The organism is Sphingobium jiangsuense (genome assembly GCF_014196495.1).
GTDB lineage: Bacteria > Pseudomonadota > Alphaproteobacteria > Sphingomonadales > Sphingomonadaceae > Sphingobium > Sphingobium jiangsuense.
Map to the genome: position 1 here is coordinate 58,809 of NZ_JACIDT010000009.1, position 14,117 is coordinate 72,925.

Annotated in this window: 10 protein-coding genes; 5 read left to right on the forward strand and 5 right to left on the reverse strand. The window is 68.9% G+C overall.

Going from position 1 to position 14,117, the window contains the following annotated elements; genetic code table 11:
* Positions 1 to 121: 121 nt before the first annotated feature.
* A complete protein-coding gene (locus GGR43_RS13295; protein WP_188072467.1) occupies positions 122 to 1,777 on the forward strand; it encodes an MFS transporter in 1,656 nt (551 codons plus the stop codon).
* An 8-nt stretch (positions 1,778 to 1,785) separates the two neighbouring features.
* Here GGR43_RS13295 and GGR43_RS13300 read toward each other — a convergent pair whose 3' ends face one another.
* From GGR43_RS13300 to GGR43_RS13310, 3 genes are all read right to left on the reverse strand, one after another.
* Positions 1,786 to 3,240 carry an FAD-binding protein gene (locus GGR43_RS13300; protein WP_188072468.1) on the reverse strand — a complete coding sequence of 485 codons (1,455 nt, stop codon included), beginning with the start codon at positions 3,238 to 3,240 and terminating at the stop codon, positions 1,786 to 1,788.
* Between the two features lie 241 nt (positions 3,241 to 3,481).
* Positions 3,482 to 4,555, reverse strand: coding sequence for an alkene reductase (locus GGR43_RS13305; RefSeq protein WP_188072469.1), 1,074 nt, complete (start codon positions 4,553 to 4,555; stop codon positions 3,482 to 3,484).
* Positions 4,556 to 4,566: 11 nt separating this feature from the next.
* A complete protein-coding gene (locus GGR43_RS13310; RefSeq protein WP_188072470.1) occupies positions 4,567 to 5,199 on the reverse strand; it encodes a nuclear transport factor 2 family protein in 633 nt (210 codons plus the stop codon).
* Positions 5,200 to 5,296: 97 nt separating this feature from the next.
* Between GGR43_RS13310 and GGR43_RS13315 the strand changes: the two genes are divergently transcribed.
* The 4 genes from GGR43_RS13315 to GGR43_RS13330 all read left to right on the forward strand — a co-directional run bounded on the left by GGR43_RS13315 (position 5,297) and on the right by GGR43_RS13330 (position 12,281).
* Complete coding sequence (locus GGR43_RS13315; RefSeq protein ID WP_246343734.1) at positions 5,297 to 6,415, forward strand: helix-turn-helix domain-containing protein; 1,119 nt, start codon at positions 5,297 to 5,299, stop codon at positions 6,413 to 6,415.
* A gap of 76 nt (positions 6,416 to 6,491) precedes the next feature.
* Positions 6,492 to 9,602, forward strand: coding sequence for a response regulator (locus GGR43_RS13320; RefSeq protein WP_188072472.1), 3,111 nt, complete (start codon positions 6,492 to 6,494; stop codon positions 9,600 to 9,602).
* Positions 9,599 to 10,459 carry a CheR family methyltransferase gene (locus tag GGR43_RS13325; RefSeq protein ID WP_188072473.1) on the forward strand — a complete coding sequence of 287 codons (861 nt, stop codon included), beginning with the start codon at positions 9,599 to 9,601 and terminating at the stop codon, positions 10,457 to 10,459. Before GGR43_RS13320 ends, GGR43_RS13325 begins: the two co-directional genes overlap by 4 nt.
* Positions 10,449 to 12,281 (forward strand): response regulator, encoded by a 1,833-nt coding sequence (locus GGR43_RS13330; RefSeq protein ID WP_188072474.1) that lies wholly within the window; start codon positions 10,449 to 10,451, stop codon positions 12,279 to 12,281. Before GGR43_RS13325 ends, GGR43_RS13330 begins: the two co-directional genes overlap by 11 nt.
* Positions 12,282 to 12,283: 2 nt before the next feature.
* Here the strand turns inward: GGR43_RS13330 and GGR43_RS13335 are convergent, their stop codons facing one another.
* Both GGR43_RS13335 and GGR43_RS13340 read right to left on the reverse strand, forming a co-directional pair.
* Complete coding sequence (locus tag GGR43_RS13335) at positions 12,284 to 12,949, reverse strand: FadR/GntR family transcriptional regulator (RefSeq protein WP_188072475.1); 666 nt, start codon at positions 12,947 to 12,949, stop codon at positions 12,284 to 12,286.
* Between the two features lie 108 nt (positions 12,950 to 13,057).
* Positions 13,058 to 14,092 carry a zinc-dependent alcohol dehydrogenase gene (locus tag GGR43_RS13340; protein WP_188072476.1) on the reverse strand — a complete coding sequence of 345 codons (1,035 nt, stop codon included), beginning with the start codon at positions 14,090 to 14,092 and terminating at the stop codon, positions 13,058 to 13,060.
* Positions 14,093 to 14,117: the final 25 nt, after the last annotated feature.

Consider the following 14,117-nt stretch of genomic DNA (forward strand, 5'->3'; position numbering starts at 1 on the left):
TTCACCGCGAACGGTATCACCGCCCGCAAAGGATAGAAAATTGAACTTATATGGAAACCCTCTATAGAGCGCCTATGATCCATAGATATCCGCGCCCGCCGGCCTGTATCGAGGACGCGGGATGATCCAGCCGCAGCATGGCCGCAAGCAGGGGATATTCGCCCCCCTTGGCGTTCCGACCTTCCGCAACATCTGGCTGGCCAGCCTGATTTCCAACACCGGCGCGCTCATACAGGGGGTCGGATCGGCCTGGGTGATGGCGGAAATCTCGACGGCGGACAAGGTGGCGATGGTGCAGACCGCGACCTTCCTGCCGATGGCGCTGCTGGCGGTTCCGGCGGGCGCCATCGCCGACATGTACGATCGCCGCAAGTCGCAGATCGCCTCGCTCGCCATCGCGGTGGCGGGCGCGCTGGCGCTGGCGATCTTTTCGCTGATCGGCTGGATCACGCCGTGGGTGCTGCTGGGGCTGTGCTTCTTCATCGGCTGCGGCATGGCGGTGTTCGGTCCTTCCTGGCAGTCCTCCGTCGGGGAGCAGGTTCCCCCGCCGCTGCTGCCGCAGGCGGTGGCGCTCAACGGCATCAGCTACAATGTCGCGCGCAGCTTCGGCCCGGCGGTCGGCGGCATGATCGTCGCCTTCGCGGGCGCGGCGGCCGCCTTCGCCGTCAATTTCCTCTGCTATTTCCCGATGCTGCTGGCGTTGCTGGCGTGGCGGCGCATGCCCCTGCCCACCCGCCTGCCGCCCGAACGGCTGGGCCGGGCGATGATGTCGGGCCTGCGCTACATCGTCCATATGCAGCCGGTGCGCACGGCGATCGCCCGCTCGCTCGTCACCGGCATGCTGGGATCCTCGCTGCTCTCGCTGATGCCGCTGGTGGCGCGGCACATGCTGGGCGGCACCGCGCAGATATTCGGCATATTGCTGGGCTTTTTCGGCCTCGGCGCGGTCGCGGCGATCTTCATTCTGGAGCGGGTGCGGCGGTTCGGCAACGAAAAGGTGGTGAAGGGGTGCAGCATCGCGCTCGCCGCCAGCGTCGCCTGCCTCGCGCTCAGCCACAGCCTGATCCTCAGCTCCGCCGTGCTGCTGGTCGCGGGCGCGGCGTGGATGATCCAGGTGACGACGGTCAACATCGCGGTGCAGCTGTTCGTGCCGCGCTGGGTGACGGGCCGCGCGATCGCGGCGCTGAACGCCACCGTCGCGGGCGGCATCGCGCTGGGCAGCGTGATCTGGGGCGTCGTCGCGGAGCAGCACGGCACCGCCGCCGCGCTGATGACGGCGGCCGCGCTGCTGCTCGTCTCGCCCGTCATCGGCCTGTTCCTGCCGATCGCCGACCGGGAAAGCGCCGCCCGGTCGCTGGACGAGCCGCTGGCCGACCCGGAGGTGAACATGGCGATCACCGGGCGCAGCGGCCCGATCATCATAGAGCTGGGCTATCGCGTGCCGTCGGCGCAGGCGCGCGATTTCTACGACCTGATGCGCCGGATCCAGCGCATCCGCGCGCGCAACGGCGCCTATGACTGGTCGCTGAGCCGCAACATCAACGACCCCGACCGCTGGGTGGAGCGCTATCGCTGCCCGACCTGGCACGATTATCTGCGCCAGCGCAACCGCGTCACCGAAGAGGAAATGGCGGTGCAGCAAAAGGCGCGGGATTTTCTGACCGGCGGCGAGGACATCCGCGTCGAGCGCTGGCTGGAGCGCCCCTTCGGATCGGTCCGCTGGCGCGCGGAATCGCCCGACCGGGGCGGATACGACATTTCCGCGCCGGGGAACTGAAGGCCCCCCTACCCCGCAGCAGCCCGCCGCCCCGCGCGGCGGCCGAAATAGGTGCAGTCGGCAAGGCTCATGCCGGAGCTGTAGCCATGGCCCCAGGCGGGCAGGCCCGATGTGGTGCGCCCCGCCGCGAACAGCCCCGCGACCGGCTCCCCCGCGCGGTCCAGCACCTCGCCGTCCACCGATGTGCGCAGGCCGCCCAGCGTGAAGAAGCTGAAAAAGCTGTCGCGGAAATGCATCTCCAGCGCGACGAACGGCCCCTGATCCAGCGGAGTGAGGATCGGCGGGCGCTTGCCGAACAGCGGGTCGGCCCCCTCCCGCGCATGGGCGTTGTAGAAGGCCATGGTTGCGGAAAGCGTGCCGGGCGCCATCTCCAGCTCGGCCTCCACCTCCTCCCATGTGTCGCCGGTGCCCGCGATGCCCATGCCCGCCAGGTCCAGCGGCTGAGAGAAATGCGCATTGTCGAGCAGCAGGAACACCCGCTCGCCCAGCTGGTCGACGGCGAAGCGGCTCACCCGGCCATGATAGCAATCCTCGTTGATGAAACGCTGGCCCGCCCGGTTGACCAGCACGCCACAGGCTTGCGGTTCCGGCATGGTCCAGGGGCAGGTGGTGAAGAACTGCTCCATATGGATGGCGTCGCCGCCCGCGCCCATGCCCATCTCTATGCCCGATCCGTCGTCCTGATCGCCGATCGGGCTGCTGAGGCGCAGCGTTTCCGGGCAATAGCGGCGGCGCATATCCTCGTTCATTACGAAGCCGCCGGTGCACAATATGACGCCGCGCTCGGCCCTGACGAAGCGGTTTTGATTGTCGATGCGCACGACGAGGCCGACGATGCGCTCCCCGTCGCGGACCAGCGCCACCGCGCGCGCATCGGTGACGACCTCGACGCCGAGCGCGCGCGCCCGCGCTTCGAGCAGATCGACCAGCGGCCGCCCGCCGCCCCAGCCCATATGCCGGATCACATGGCCGCGCGGCGTGGGCGGCGCGATGTCGCAAAAGGGCGCGGCGGCCTCGCTGCCCGACCAGATCAGCGTCGAATCGTCGGTCGGCTCGATATGCTTGCCGGGCAGGTAATTGCCGCGATAGGGGATGCCCTGCGCCTTCAGCCATTCATAATGGGCAAGCGACTCCCGCGCGTAGAGATCGCATTTCGCCTCGTCCGCGCAGGGGCCGCCCGCCGCCTTGAGATAGGCGGCCAGCGCCTCGCTGCTGTCCTCGAACCCGGCGGCGCGCTGGGCGTCGGTGCCGCCGCCGATATAGATTTCGCCGCCCGACAGCGCGGAGGCGCCGCCGCTGCCCGATCCCCGCTCGAACAGCATCACCCGCGCGCCCGTCTCCGCCGCCTCGATCGCCGCGCAGGCCCCCGCCGCGCCGAAGCCGACAACCGCGACATCGGTGCGGAAATCCCACGCGGCCACCGCACTGGCCGGATAGGGCGTGTGGAGCGAAATGTCGGTCACGGGTGATCCTCTTTTCTGAAATACGTTATATGGATGATATTATTATACGCGATCATGCGATATTCCATATTATATTTATGCCATTGCGTATTTTTTAATGCGCGTCACCCCAGCGAAGGCTGAGGTCGCAGGCCATGCCGCGCGCCGCCGTCCGAGATGCCAACCTGCGCTGGCATGACGGAAAGAATCTTTCCCACCGTTGGGGCTGAGCTTGTCGAAGGACTCAGGGCGAACGGAAATCTCACCCGCCCCAAGCCGGATAGTCGCAATAGCCCCGCCGGTCGTCGCCCTGTCCGGTGTAGAAGGTCGCGCGGTCCGCTTTCGCCAGCGGCACGCCATTACGGAAACGCTCGACCAGATCGGGGTTGGCGATGAAGGCATGGCCGAAGGACACCGCGTCGGCCCTCCCCTCCGCCAGCAGCGCGCGCGCCTTGTCCGGCGTCAGGCCGTTATTCTCGATCACCGGCCCGCTCCAGTTGGCGCGGACCAGGTCGAGCGCGTCGAAACCGTCGTTGGGAATATGGATCAGATGCGCATAGGCCAGCCCCAGCCTGTCCACCGCCCGCAGCAGCGCGGCGTGGGTTTCCGCCGGGTCGGCATCGGCCATGCCGTTGAAGGCGACGCCGGGGCAGATGCGCAGGCCCACCCGGCCCGCCCCGATCGCGGCGGCGAGCGCCTCCAGCGTCTCGACCGCGAAGCGGATGCGGTTTTCGACCGGCCCGCCATAGCGATCGGTGCGGAGATTGCTGTTGGAGGACAGGAACTGCATCGGCAGATAGCCGCTCGCGCAATGCAGCTCCACCCCGTCCAGCCCCGCGCGCCGGGCGTTGCGGGCGGCGGTCGCATACTCCTCTATCACCCCGGCGATCTCCCCGGTTGCGAGCGCGCGCGGCATCTCCGGCGGTTGCGGCACGCCGTCGGGGCCGGGAATGAGGTCGGGGCAGGCGATGGCCGAGGGCGCGATCGTCTCGGCATCCGCCGCCTTGTTGGCGCGCACGGCCGCGCGGCCGACATGCATCAGCTGCATCACGATCCGCCCGCCTTCGCCATGCACGGCGTCGGCGACCCTGCGCCAGCCATCGACCTGCGCCTCGCTGTGGATGCCGGGGGTGCGCCAATAGCCCTTGCCCGCGGGCGAGGGCTGCGTGCCCTCGGTGACGATCAGCCCCGCCCCGGCGCGCTGGCGGTAATAGTCGACCATCGCCGGCGTCGGCTCGTCCCGCGGCCCGGCGCGGTCGCGGGTCATCGGCGCCATGACGATGCGGTTGGCGAGGTCCAGTGCGCCCAGCCGCACCGACGAGAAGATGTCGGCCATGGGCAAGCCCCTCAGCTGCGCACGCGCGGGCGCGGCAGGGGCGCGCCGCGCCGCATCGTCTCGATGAACTTTTCCAGCGGCGCGGGCGGCTCGACCGGCCCGTCATGCGGCCGACCCTGCCGCGCCCAATAGCTTTTCCAGCTGGGGAACAGGTCGTGAAAGCTGCCATGATAGGGCGGCACCCCCGGCCAGCGCATCTTGCGATCGCCGACGGGCGGCTTGTTGAGGTCGCTCGCATACCAGTAGAGCGGCAGGCGGCGGCGGAAATACCAGCGCCCGCCGATCCGCTCATACTGGTCGAAATACATCATCTGCATGACCACCCATTCCGGCCCGGCCTCATGCTCGTTCTTCGAATAGACGACGCCCTGCGCATGGTCGGGATCGTCGAAATCGATGATGTGGCCGCCGATATGGTGGGACGTGCCGTCGAACTGCATCGAATGCGTCTCGTCGAACCAGTCGCGCAGCGCCTTACGCCCCTGCCTGCCGCCGCCGACGCGCACATCCTCCGGGAACAGGTTCACCCAGGCGTCGGAATCGCGCATGTCCAGCGCCAGCGCATATTTGGCGGGCAGCTGGCGGATCGCGTCCAGCGATTCCAGCCGGTCGATCCGCGCGAGCAGGCTTTCGGTGTCGCCCATCCCTCTTCCCTCGTCCCTTCGGTTGCCCTTCCTCTTTTCTCCATTGGCGGCGGGCGCGAAATGGTGGAATAGATCAAAAATAATGACAAAAGAGATCATGTCCGCCAGGCAACTGTCCCGCCCGGTGCCCGGCCGCGCCTCCGCGACGGTGGCGCGCGACCTGCTGCGCCTGGTCGGCGCCCATGGCGGCGACGGCCCCGCGCTGCTGCGGCAGGCGGGCCTCGCGCATCTCTCCGCCGCGCTGCTGGCGCCGCGCGGGCCGGCCCCGGCGCTCTCGCACGAGGACTTCGCGCGGCTCTACGCCCATTGCACCTGGGCGCTCGACGAGATCGCCGCGCGGCAGGAGGGGCGCGAGCCGCTGACCAAGGCGGGCATCGACATGCTGTGCCATTGCGTCATCACCTGCCGCACGCTGCGCGACGCGATAGCGCGCGCCGACCGCTTCTCCGCGCTGGTCGGCCCGCGCGCCGGGCGGCTGATCCTGTCGGTGGAGGGGGACATGGCGCGGCTGGAGATGGTCACCGAGCGCACGGTGCGCAACGCCTGCGCCTATCTTTCCGACCTCACCGGCCTTTCCACCTATCACCGGCTGTTCGGCTGGATGATCGGCGAGGACATTCCGCTGGCCGAGGCGGCGATGCGCTATCCGCCGTTGCTGCCCAAACGGACGATCTTCTACCTGATGCCGCACCCGATCACCCATGGCGCGGCCGGGAACAGCCTGGGCTTTCCCGCCGCCTGCCTCGACCGGCCGGTGATCCGCACCCCGCAGGAGCTGGACGCATTGCTCCGCCATTTCCCGTTCGACCTCGCCTTGCCCCGGTCGAAGGACACCCCGCTGTCCGGGCGCATCTCGCGCCTGTTCGCCGCCATGCTGGCGAGCGGAGAGGCGCCCGCGACGGCGGCGTGGCTGGCGCGGTCGTTCAGCATCAGCGAGGCGACGCTCAAGCGGCGGCTGGCGGCCGAAGGCACGTCGCTGGTACGGCTGCGCACGCAGGCGCGGCGGGACATCGCCGCCCGGCTGCTTGCCGACCCGCGCGTGCCGATCGCGGAGATCGCCCGCTACACCCATTTCAGCGACGCCACCGCCTTCCGCCGCGCCTTCCGCCAATGGACGGGCCGGTCGCCCACCGCATGGCGCGCCGCGATCCGGGCGGAGCCTCTTCCTCCGATAAAATCCGCGCTCGCCGGAACCAATCCACCGAACGCGGGTTAAACAGCGAATCCGCGGATGCCGCTAAAGGGGGTGGCGGCATCGACTCTCCCCTGCAAACCCCGAAGAGAAGTGATGAATGTCACCAATTCGCGGTGCGGCGCTCAACCTGCTGCTCTATTTCGCACTGACCTGCCTGCTCCTGCTCACCTTTGCGGCCGACCTCTATTACCCGCTCGGCACGGCGGTGTGGGTGGTCTATCTCGTGCCCACGGTGCTGGCCTATCTCGCGCCGCACATGGTCGCGCCGGTGGGCTTCGCGATCGCCGCGTCGATCCTGACCGCCATCGGCTATAATTACGCGCCCGCCGGCATCGAGCCGGAAATCGCGCTGATGAACCGGTCGCTGGCGATGCTCGCCAATCTGGTGCTGGCGTGCATCGGCGTCCTCTTCATCCGCTATCGCAACGCCGCGCGCGAGGAGCAATGGCTGCGCGACGGCGAGATCGCGCTTGCGGCGGCAGTGAGCGGCGACCTGACGCCAGAGGAGGTCGCGCACCGGGCGCTGGCCTTTCTGGTGCAGCGGCTGGGCGCGCGGGCGGGCGCGATCTTCGCGCGCGAGGAGGACGGCTTCCCGCTGCTGTCGGCCTATGGCGTGCCCGAAGGCGCGATCGCCCGGCGGCTGGCGGCCGATGACGGCCTGATCGGCCAGGCCGCCCGCGACCGGCGCGGCTTCGTCATCACCGACGTGCCGGACGGCTATCTGACGTTCGGCTCCGCGCTGGGCCGCGCCAAACCGAGGCAGGTACTGATCGCCACCGGGACGGCGGACGGCGAGGTCAATTCGGTGTTCGAGCTGGGCTTCCTGGCGGAACCGGGCGCGCGGGTGAAGCAGGCGCCGCTGTTCATGGACCGCATCGGCGCGATGCTCGGAACGGCGCTGCGCTCGGCCCGCTATCGCGACCGGCTCCAGCTGCTGCTCACCGAGACGCAGCAGCAGGCCGAGGAATTGCAGGTGCAGAGCGAGGAACTGCGCGCCAGCAACGACGAGCTGGAAACCCAGACGCAGAATCTGTTGCAGGCGCAGGCGAAGCTGGAAAGCCAGCAGGCCGAATTGCAGCAGATCAATGTCCAGCTGGAGGAGCAGACCCGGTCGCTGGAAATGCAGCGCGACGAGCTGAGCCGCACGCAGGGCGCGCTCCGGCGGCAGGCGGGGGAGCTGGAGCAGGCCAGCCGCTACAAGTCGGAATTCCTCGCCAATATGAGCCATGAGCTGCGCACGCCGCTCAACTCGCTGCTGATCATGGCACGGCTGCTGGCGGACAATCGCCGGGGCAATCTGGACGAGGAGCAGATCCGCTTCGCCGAGACGATCGAGACGGCGGGCAACGACCTGCTGGTGCTGATCAACGACGTGCTCGACATATCGAAGATCGAGGCGGGCCAGCTGGAGATCGACGCCCGGCCGGTGCCGATCCGCCCGCTGGCCGACAAGCTGCTGCGCGGCTTCGGCCCGATGGCGCAAGCCAGGGGCCTGCGCCTGCGCATCGACCAGGCGGACGGCCTGCCGCCGTCGATCGAGACCGATCCGGTGCGGCTGGAACAGATATTGAAGAACTTCCTCTCCAACGCGATCAAGTTCACCGAACAGGGCGAGGTCTGCCTGCGGGTGGCGTCGGCGGACGATCATGTCGCCTTCACCGTGCGCGATACCGGGCCGGGCATCGCGCCGGAGCATCATGGGGCGATCTTCGAGGCGTTCCGGCAGGCGGACGGCAGCATCAGCCGCAAATATGGCGGGACCGGCCTCGGACTTTCGATATCGCGCGACCTCGCCCATCTGCTGGGCGGCGGCATCACCCTCGAAAGCGGGCTCGGCGAAGGCAGCGCCTTCACCCTGCGCCTGCCGCTGGCGTTCAGCGGCGGGGAAGCACCGTCCGCCCGCCATGACGCACGAGGGACCGGGGGCGAGGCCGCCATCGCCGCCATCTCCCCGCCCGCGGCCGAGGCGGAACCGCGCGCGCCCTTCATGGACGACGACCGGGAAACGCTGTCCGGCGACGTGCGGACCATCCTCATCGTCGAGGACGATCCCGCCTTCGCCGCCATCCTGCGCGATCTGGTGCATGAACTGGGCTTCCAGTGCCTGATCGCGGGCACCGCCGACGAAGGCGCGCTGATGGCGCGGCAATATCTGCCGCAGGCGGTGATCCTCGACCTGCGCCTGCCCGACCATTCCGGCCTGTCCGTGCTCGACCGCATCAAGCGCGACATGCGCACGCGGCACATCCCGGTGCATGTGGTGTCGGTGGAGGATGCGGCGCAGGCGGCGCTTTCCGGCGGGGCGGTGGGCTATCTGCTGAAGCCCGTCGCGCGCAGCGCGCTGGTCGAGATGCTCGAAGGGCTGGAATCGCGGATGGAGCGCCGCCTGCGCCGCGTGCTGGTGGTCGAGGATGACGAGCAGCAGGCGACCAGCATGCGGCATCTGCTAGCCTCGCGCGACGTGGAGACGGTGGAGGTGCGGACCGCCGCCGCCTGCCTCGAAAAGCTGGGCGGCGGGACGTTCGACTGCATGGTGCTCGACCTCAACCTGCCGGACATGCCGGGGCTCGACCTGCTGGAGCGGCTGAGCACCGACGACCAGACCGGCTTCCCGCCCGTCATCGTCTATACCGGCCGCGACCTTTCCGCCGAGGAGGAGTTGCGGCTGCGGCGCTATTCCAAATCCATCATCGTCAAGGGCGCCAAGTCGCCGGAGCGGCTGCTGGACGAGGTGACGCTGTTCCTCCACCAGGTCGTGTCCGAACTGCCCGAACCGCAGCGCAGGATGCTGGCCGAGGCGCTGGGGCGCGACGCCGCGCTGGAAGGGCGGACCGTGCTGCTGGTCGAGGACGATATCCGCAACATCTATGCGCTCACCAGCGTGTTCGAGCCGCACGGCGTGGCGGTGCGGATCGCCCGCAACGGGCGCGAGGCGCTCGACGAGCTGGACAAGGTGGCGCGGGGCGAGGCGAGCCCGGTCCATCTGGTGCTGATGGACGTGATGATGCCGGAGATGGACGGCCTCGCCGCGACGCGCGAGATACGGCGGCAGCATCGCTGGCGCGACCTGCCGATCATCGCGCTCACCGCCAAGGCGATGGAAAGCGACCAGCGCGCCTGCCTCGACGCCGGGGTCAACGACTATCTCGCCAAGCCGCTCGACATCACCAAATTGCTGTCGCTGGCGCGGGTGTGGATGTCGCGATGAGCAGCGAGGACCCCGCCGGGCACGAGATAGAGCTCGACCTGCTGCTGGAGGCGATCCGCAGGCGGCACCAATATGATTTCCGCAACTATTCGCGCGAATCGGTGCGCCGCCGCATGGAACGGGCGCAGGCGCATTTCGGCTGCGCCACGCTGGCGGAGCTTCAGCATATCGTGCTGCACGACCCCGCCAGCCTCGCGCCGCTGCTCGATTTCCTCACCATCCAGGTCAGCGAGATGTTCCGCGACCCGACCTATTTCGCCGCGCTGCGCAGCCGGGTCATCCCCTATCTGCGCACCTGGCCGTCGCTGAAGGTATGGATCGCGGGTTGTGCCAATGGCGAGGAATTCTATTCGCTCGCCATCCTGTTCCGCGAGGAAGGGCTGGAGGAGCGCACCGTCTTCTATTGCACCGACATCAACCCCGCCGCGCTCAACAAGGCGGAAGCGGGCATCTACGATCTCGACCGCATCGCCGGCTTCACCCGCAACCACCGCCTGTCGGGCGCGCCCTGCTCGCTTTCCGACTATTACACCGCCGGTTTCGGCGCGGCGCGCTTCGACCCCAGCCTGCGGCGGCGTGCGGTGTTCGCCCATCACAATCTGGTCAGCGACGAGGTGTTTTCCGAGGTGCATCTGGTATCCAGCCGCAACGTGCTCATCTATTTCGACCGCACCCTTCAGGACCGCGCGCTGGGGCTGTTCTCCCGCTCGCTCGCGCGGGGCGGCTTTCTGGGGCTGGGGTCGCGGGAAACGCTGCGCTTTTCCGAGCACAGGGAGGATTTCAGCGATTTCGTGCGCGAGGAGAAGATCTACCGGCGCACCATCCAGCCGGAACGGGAGGCGCGGCGTGCAGGTTGAACCCATCCACATCCTCGCGGTCGACGATATCGAGGAGAATCTGGTCGCGCTCGACGCCGCGCTGCGCCGACCGGGGGTGGAGATCGTCCGCGCGCGCAGCGGATTCGAGGCGCTGGAGCTGATGCTGCGGCAGGATTTCGCGCTGGCGCTGCTCGATGTGCAGATGCCGGAGATGGACGGCTTCGAGCTGGCCGAGCTGATGCGCGGCACCGAACGCACGCGCCATGTGCCGATCATCTTCCTCACCGCCGTCGCCACCGAGGAGAAGCGGCGCTTTCGCGGCTTCGAGGCGGGCGCGGTCGATTATCTGCTGAAGCCGCTCGACCTGACGATCCTCGCCAGCAAGGTGAACGTGTTCGTGGAGCTGGCGGCGCAGCGCAAGGAGCTGGCGCGCCAGCGCGACGAGATCGCGATGGCGCTCGGCCGGTTGCGCGCCCATGGCGACAATTCGCCGCTGGCGGTGCTGGAGCTGGACGCCGCGCTGCGCATCTGCACCTGGACCCAGGGCGGCGAGCGGATGTTCGGCTATCCCGAGGCCGCGATGATCGGCCTGCACCTCAGCGAAGCGCCCTTCCTGATCGCCGACGAGGCCGCGAGCTTCCTCACGCCGATGCAGGCGCTGCTGGACGGCGACGACCGGCGCACCGTGCAGGAGCACCGCTTCCGCCGCGCCGACGGCGAGGAGCGGCATGGCGAATGGCATTGCTCCGCGCTCGCCGGGCTGGGCCATTATCCGCGCAGCCTGATGATCCAGGTGCAGGACGTGACCGAGCGCAAGCGGGCGGAGGAAACGCGGCGGCTGCTGATCGGGGAGCTGAACCACCGGGTCAAGAACACGCTGGCGACCGTGCAGGCGATCGCCGCGCAGGGCCTGCGCCATGCCGCGTCCCCGGCCGATTTCCAGCACACCTTCACCGGGCGGTTGCAGGCGCTGGCGCGGGCCCATTCGCTGCTCAGCTCCGCGGTGTGGGAAAGCGCCGGGCTGCGCCACCTGATCGAGCAGCAACTGGCGATCGGCGCGATCGCGCGCGAGCGGCTGTCGCTCGACGGCCCCGACATCCGCCTCGCGCCGGAACCGGCGCTGCGCTTCGCGCTGGTGCTGCACGAGCTGGCGACCAACGCCCATAAATATGGCGCGCTGTCCAACGACACCGGCACGGTGGCGCTCAGCTGGTCGCTGGACGGCGGCTTCCTCTCGCTGCAATGGGTGGAACGGGGCGGGCCGCCCGTCGCCCCGCCCGAAAGGAGCGGCTTCGGCACGCAGCTGATCCGCAACAGCCTCGCGCCCGAAGGCGGGACGGCGTCGATCGACTTCCCCCCGGAAGGGATGCGGGCGTCGCTGACGATGGCCGTCGACGGGCGGGACGCGGAGGACGCGGAACAAACCCCGCCACCCCCCGCCGCCTCCGCCGCGCCGCCCGCCCCGCCCTCCGCCGATGCCGGCGCGATGAACGGCAGGCGCGTGCTGATCGTCGAGGACGAGCCGTTGGTGGCGATGGACATGATGTGCGCGATCGAGGATATCGGCGCCGAGCCGGTCGGCCCCGCCACCAGCTGCGCGCAGGCGCTGGAGATGATCGCGAGCGAGGGGCCGGAGTTCGTGCTGCTGGACGGCAATCTGAACGGCGAGCCGGTGGACAGCGTCGCGCGCGCGCTCGACGAGGCGAACATCCCCTTCGCCTTCGTCAGCGGCTATGACGCCGAGCATCTGCCCAGCGGCTTCGGCCATCGCCCCGTGCTCGGCAAGCCCTATGCCCAGTCCCAGCTGGAGGAGCTGCTGCACCGGCTGGCTGCGGGAAGCAGGCCGGGTGTGGACGCCTGATCTTATTCCAGCCCGAACAGCTTGCCCCGGACCGACTGCAAATGGCTGCGCATCGCCCGTTCGGCGGCCTGCGGATCATGGTTGCGGATCGCGTCGATGATCAGCGCATGCTCGGAATCGGTATCCTCCTTCGGGCCGGGCTCCGCCCCGAACACCTGCTCGATCCGGCGGTCCAGCGTATGCTTCATCTGCGCGCGCAGCGTGTCGTAGAGCGTCAGCAGCAGCACATTGTGCGTCGCCTGGGCGATGATCCGGTGCAGCCGTTCGTCCAGATGCTTCCATTGCAGCATGGTCGTGCAGGAATCCCGGTCGGCCAGGCAGGCGTCCATCGCCCGGATGTCGTCCGTCGTCGCGTGGATCGCCGCCAGCGCCGCCAGCTGCGGTTCGAGGACCGAGCGCGCCTGAAGGATGTTGTCGACGCTGAACGCGGAGGAAATCGGGGAATCCTCGACCGCAAGCTGGCGCGGCCCGATGAAGGTGCCCTTGCCCACATGGCGCCAGATCAGGCCCTCTTTCTCCAGCTTCTTGAGCAGCGTGCGCAGCTTCCCCCGCGAAATGCCCAGCTCGGCGCTCAATGCGGGTTCGGGCGGCAGGCGGTTTTCGCCCCGGTCGATCGTCTCGTCGAGAAAGGCGCGCAGGCGGGCAAGATCGGCATTCAGCAAGGTCAATTCTCCTTCCCGCAATCTAGCACAGCGGATTGGAGGATTGGAACGATCATTGAGCGCATTGCCATCGGTCAAACGGGCGATGCCGCCGACCCTGTCCTTCCGACCGGCTCAGGGCTTCCAGCGGATGAGCGCGCCCAGGAATTCGGAGCGCGGCAGGCGGTCGAACAGCGCGGGCGCCTCCTTCGCGTCCACCGCCTCGCTGACCAGCGGCGCGACCTTGATGCGGCCATGGGCGAGCAGGTCGAGCAGCAGCGCCGAATCCCCCGCGCTGGTGCCGATGTCGTTGCCCTCGAACCGCCCGCCGCGATAGCTGCGCAGCGGCCAGTTTGTCGGCGGCGCCATCTCGACGGTGTCGAGCCGCCAGGGCCGGGAATTGAAATAGGCGCCGACCAGCGACAGCCCCTTCATCCACGCCTCGCCGTAAAGATCGACCTTATATCCCGCCGGGTTGAGCGAGGCCGCCACCACGCGACCCCGGCGGCGGGTCAGCCCGATGGCGCGGTCGATCATCACCGGCGCGCCGCTCAGCTCGATGGTCGCGGCCACGCCCCCGCCCGCAAGCGCGGCCGCCGCCCCGGCCAGCCCCTGCTCGTCGCCCGCCTCGAACACGAAGTCGGCGCCCAGCGCCAGCGCGAGGTCGAGCCGCTTGCGGTCGAGATCGACGCCGATCACCGGCACCGCCCCGGCGCAGCGCGCGATCTGCGTCGCGATTAGGCCGATCAGCCCCTGACCGGCGACGAGCACCGGGTCGCCCATCGCGATCTGCGCCAGCCGCACCGCATAGAGCGCGGTCGCGCCGACGGTGAAGAAGGCCGCGTCCTGCGAGGACACGCCGTCGGGAATGGGGAACGCCAGATCCGCGTCGCAGGCGACAAGGCTGCCGTGCGAGGCGCTGGCCGCGACGCGGTCGCCGACCGCGAAGCCCGTCACCCCCTCGCCCACCGCCGCGACATGGCCGACGAGGCTGTAGCCGGGGAAGAACGGATAGTCCGGCGCCTGCTTCAGCAAGGTCCGCTCCGTCCCCGCGCTGATCAGCGAGAGTTCCGCCTCGATCAGGATGCGCCCCGGTTCCGGCGGCTCGATCGCGCGATCGAGCAATTCGGCCCTGCCCGGCGCCGTGAAGGCGATGACGCTGCTTCGCATGACTGCCCTTCTCCCCCCTATCGCG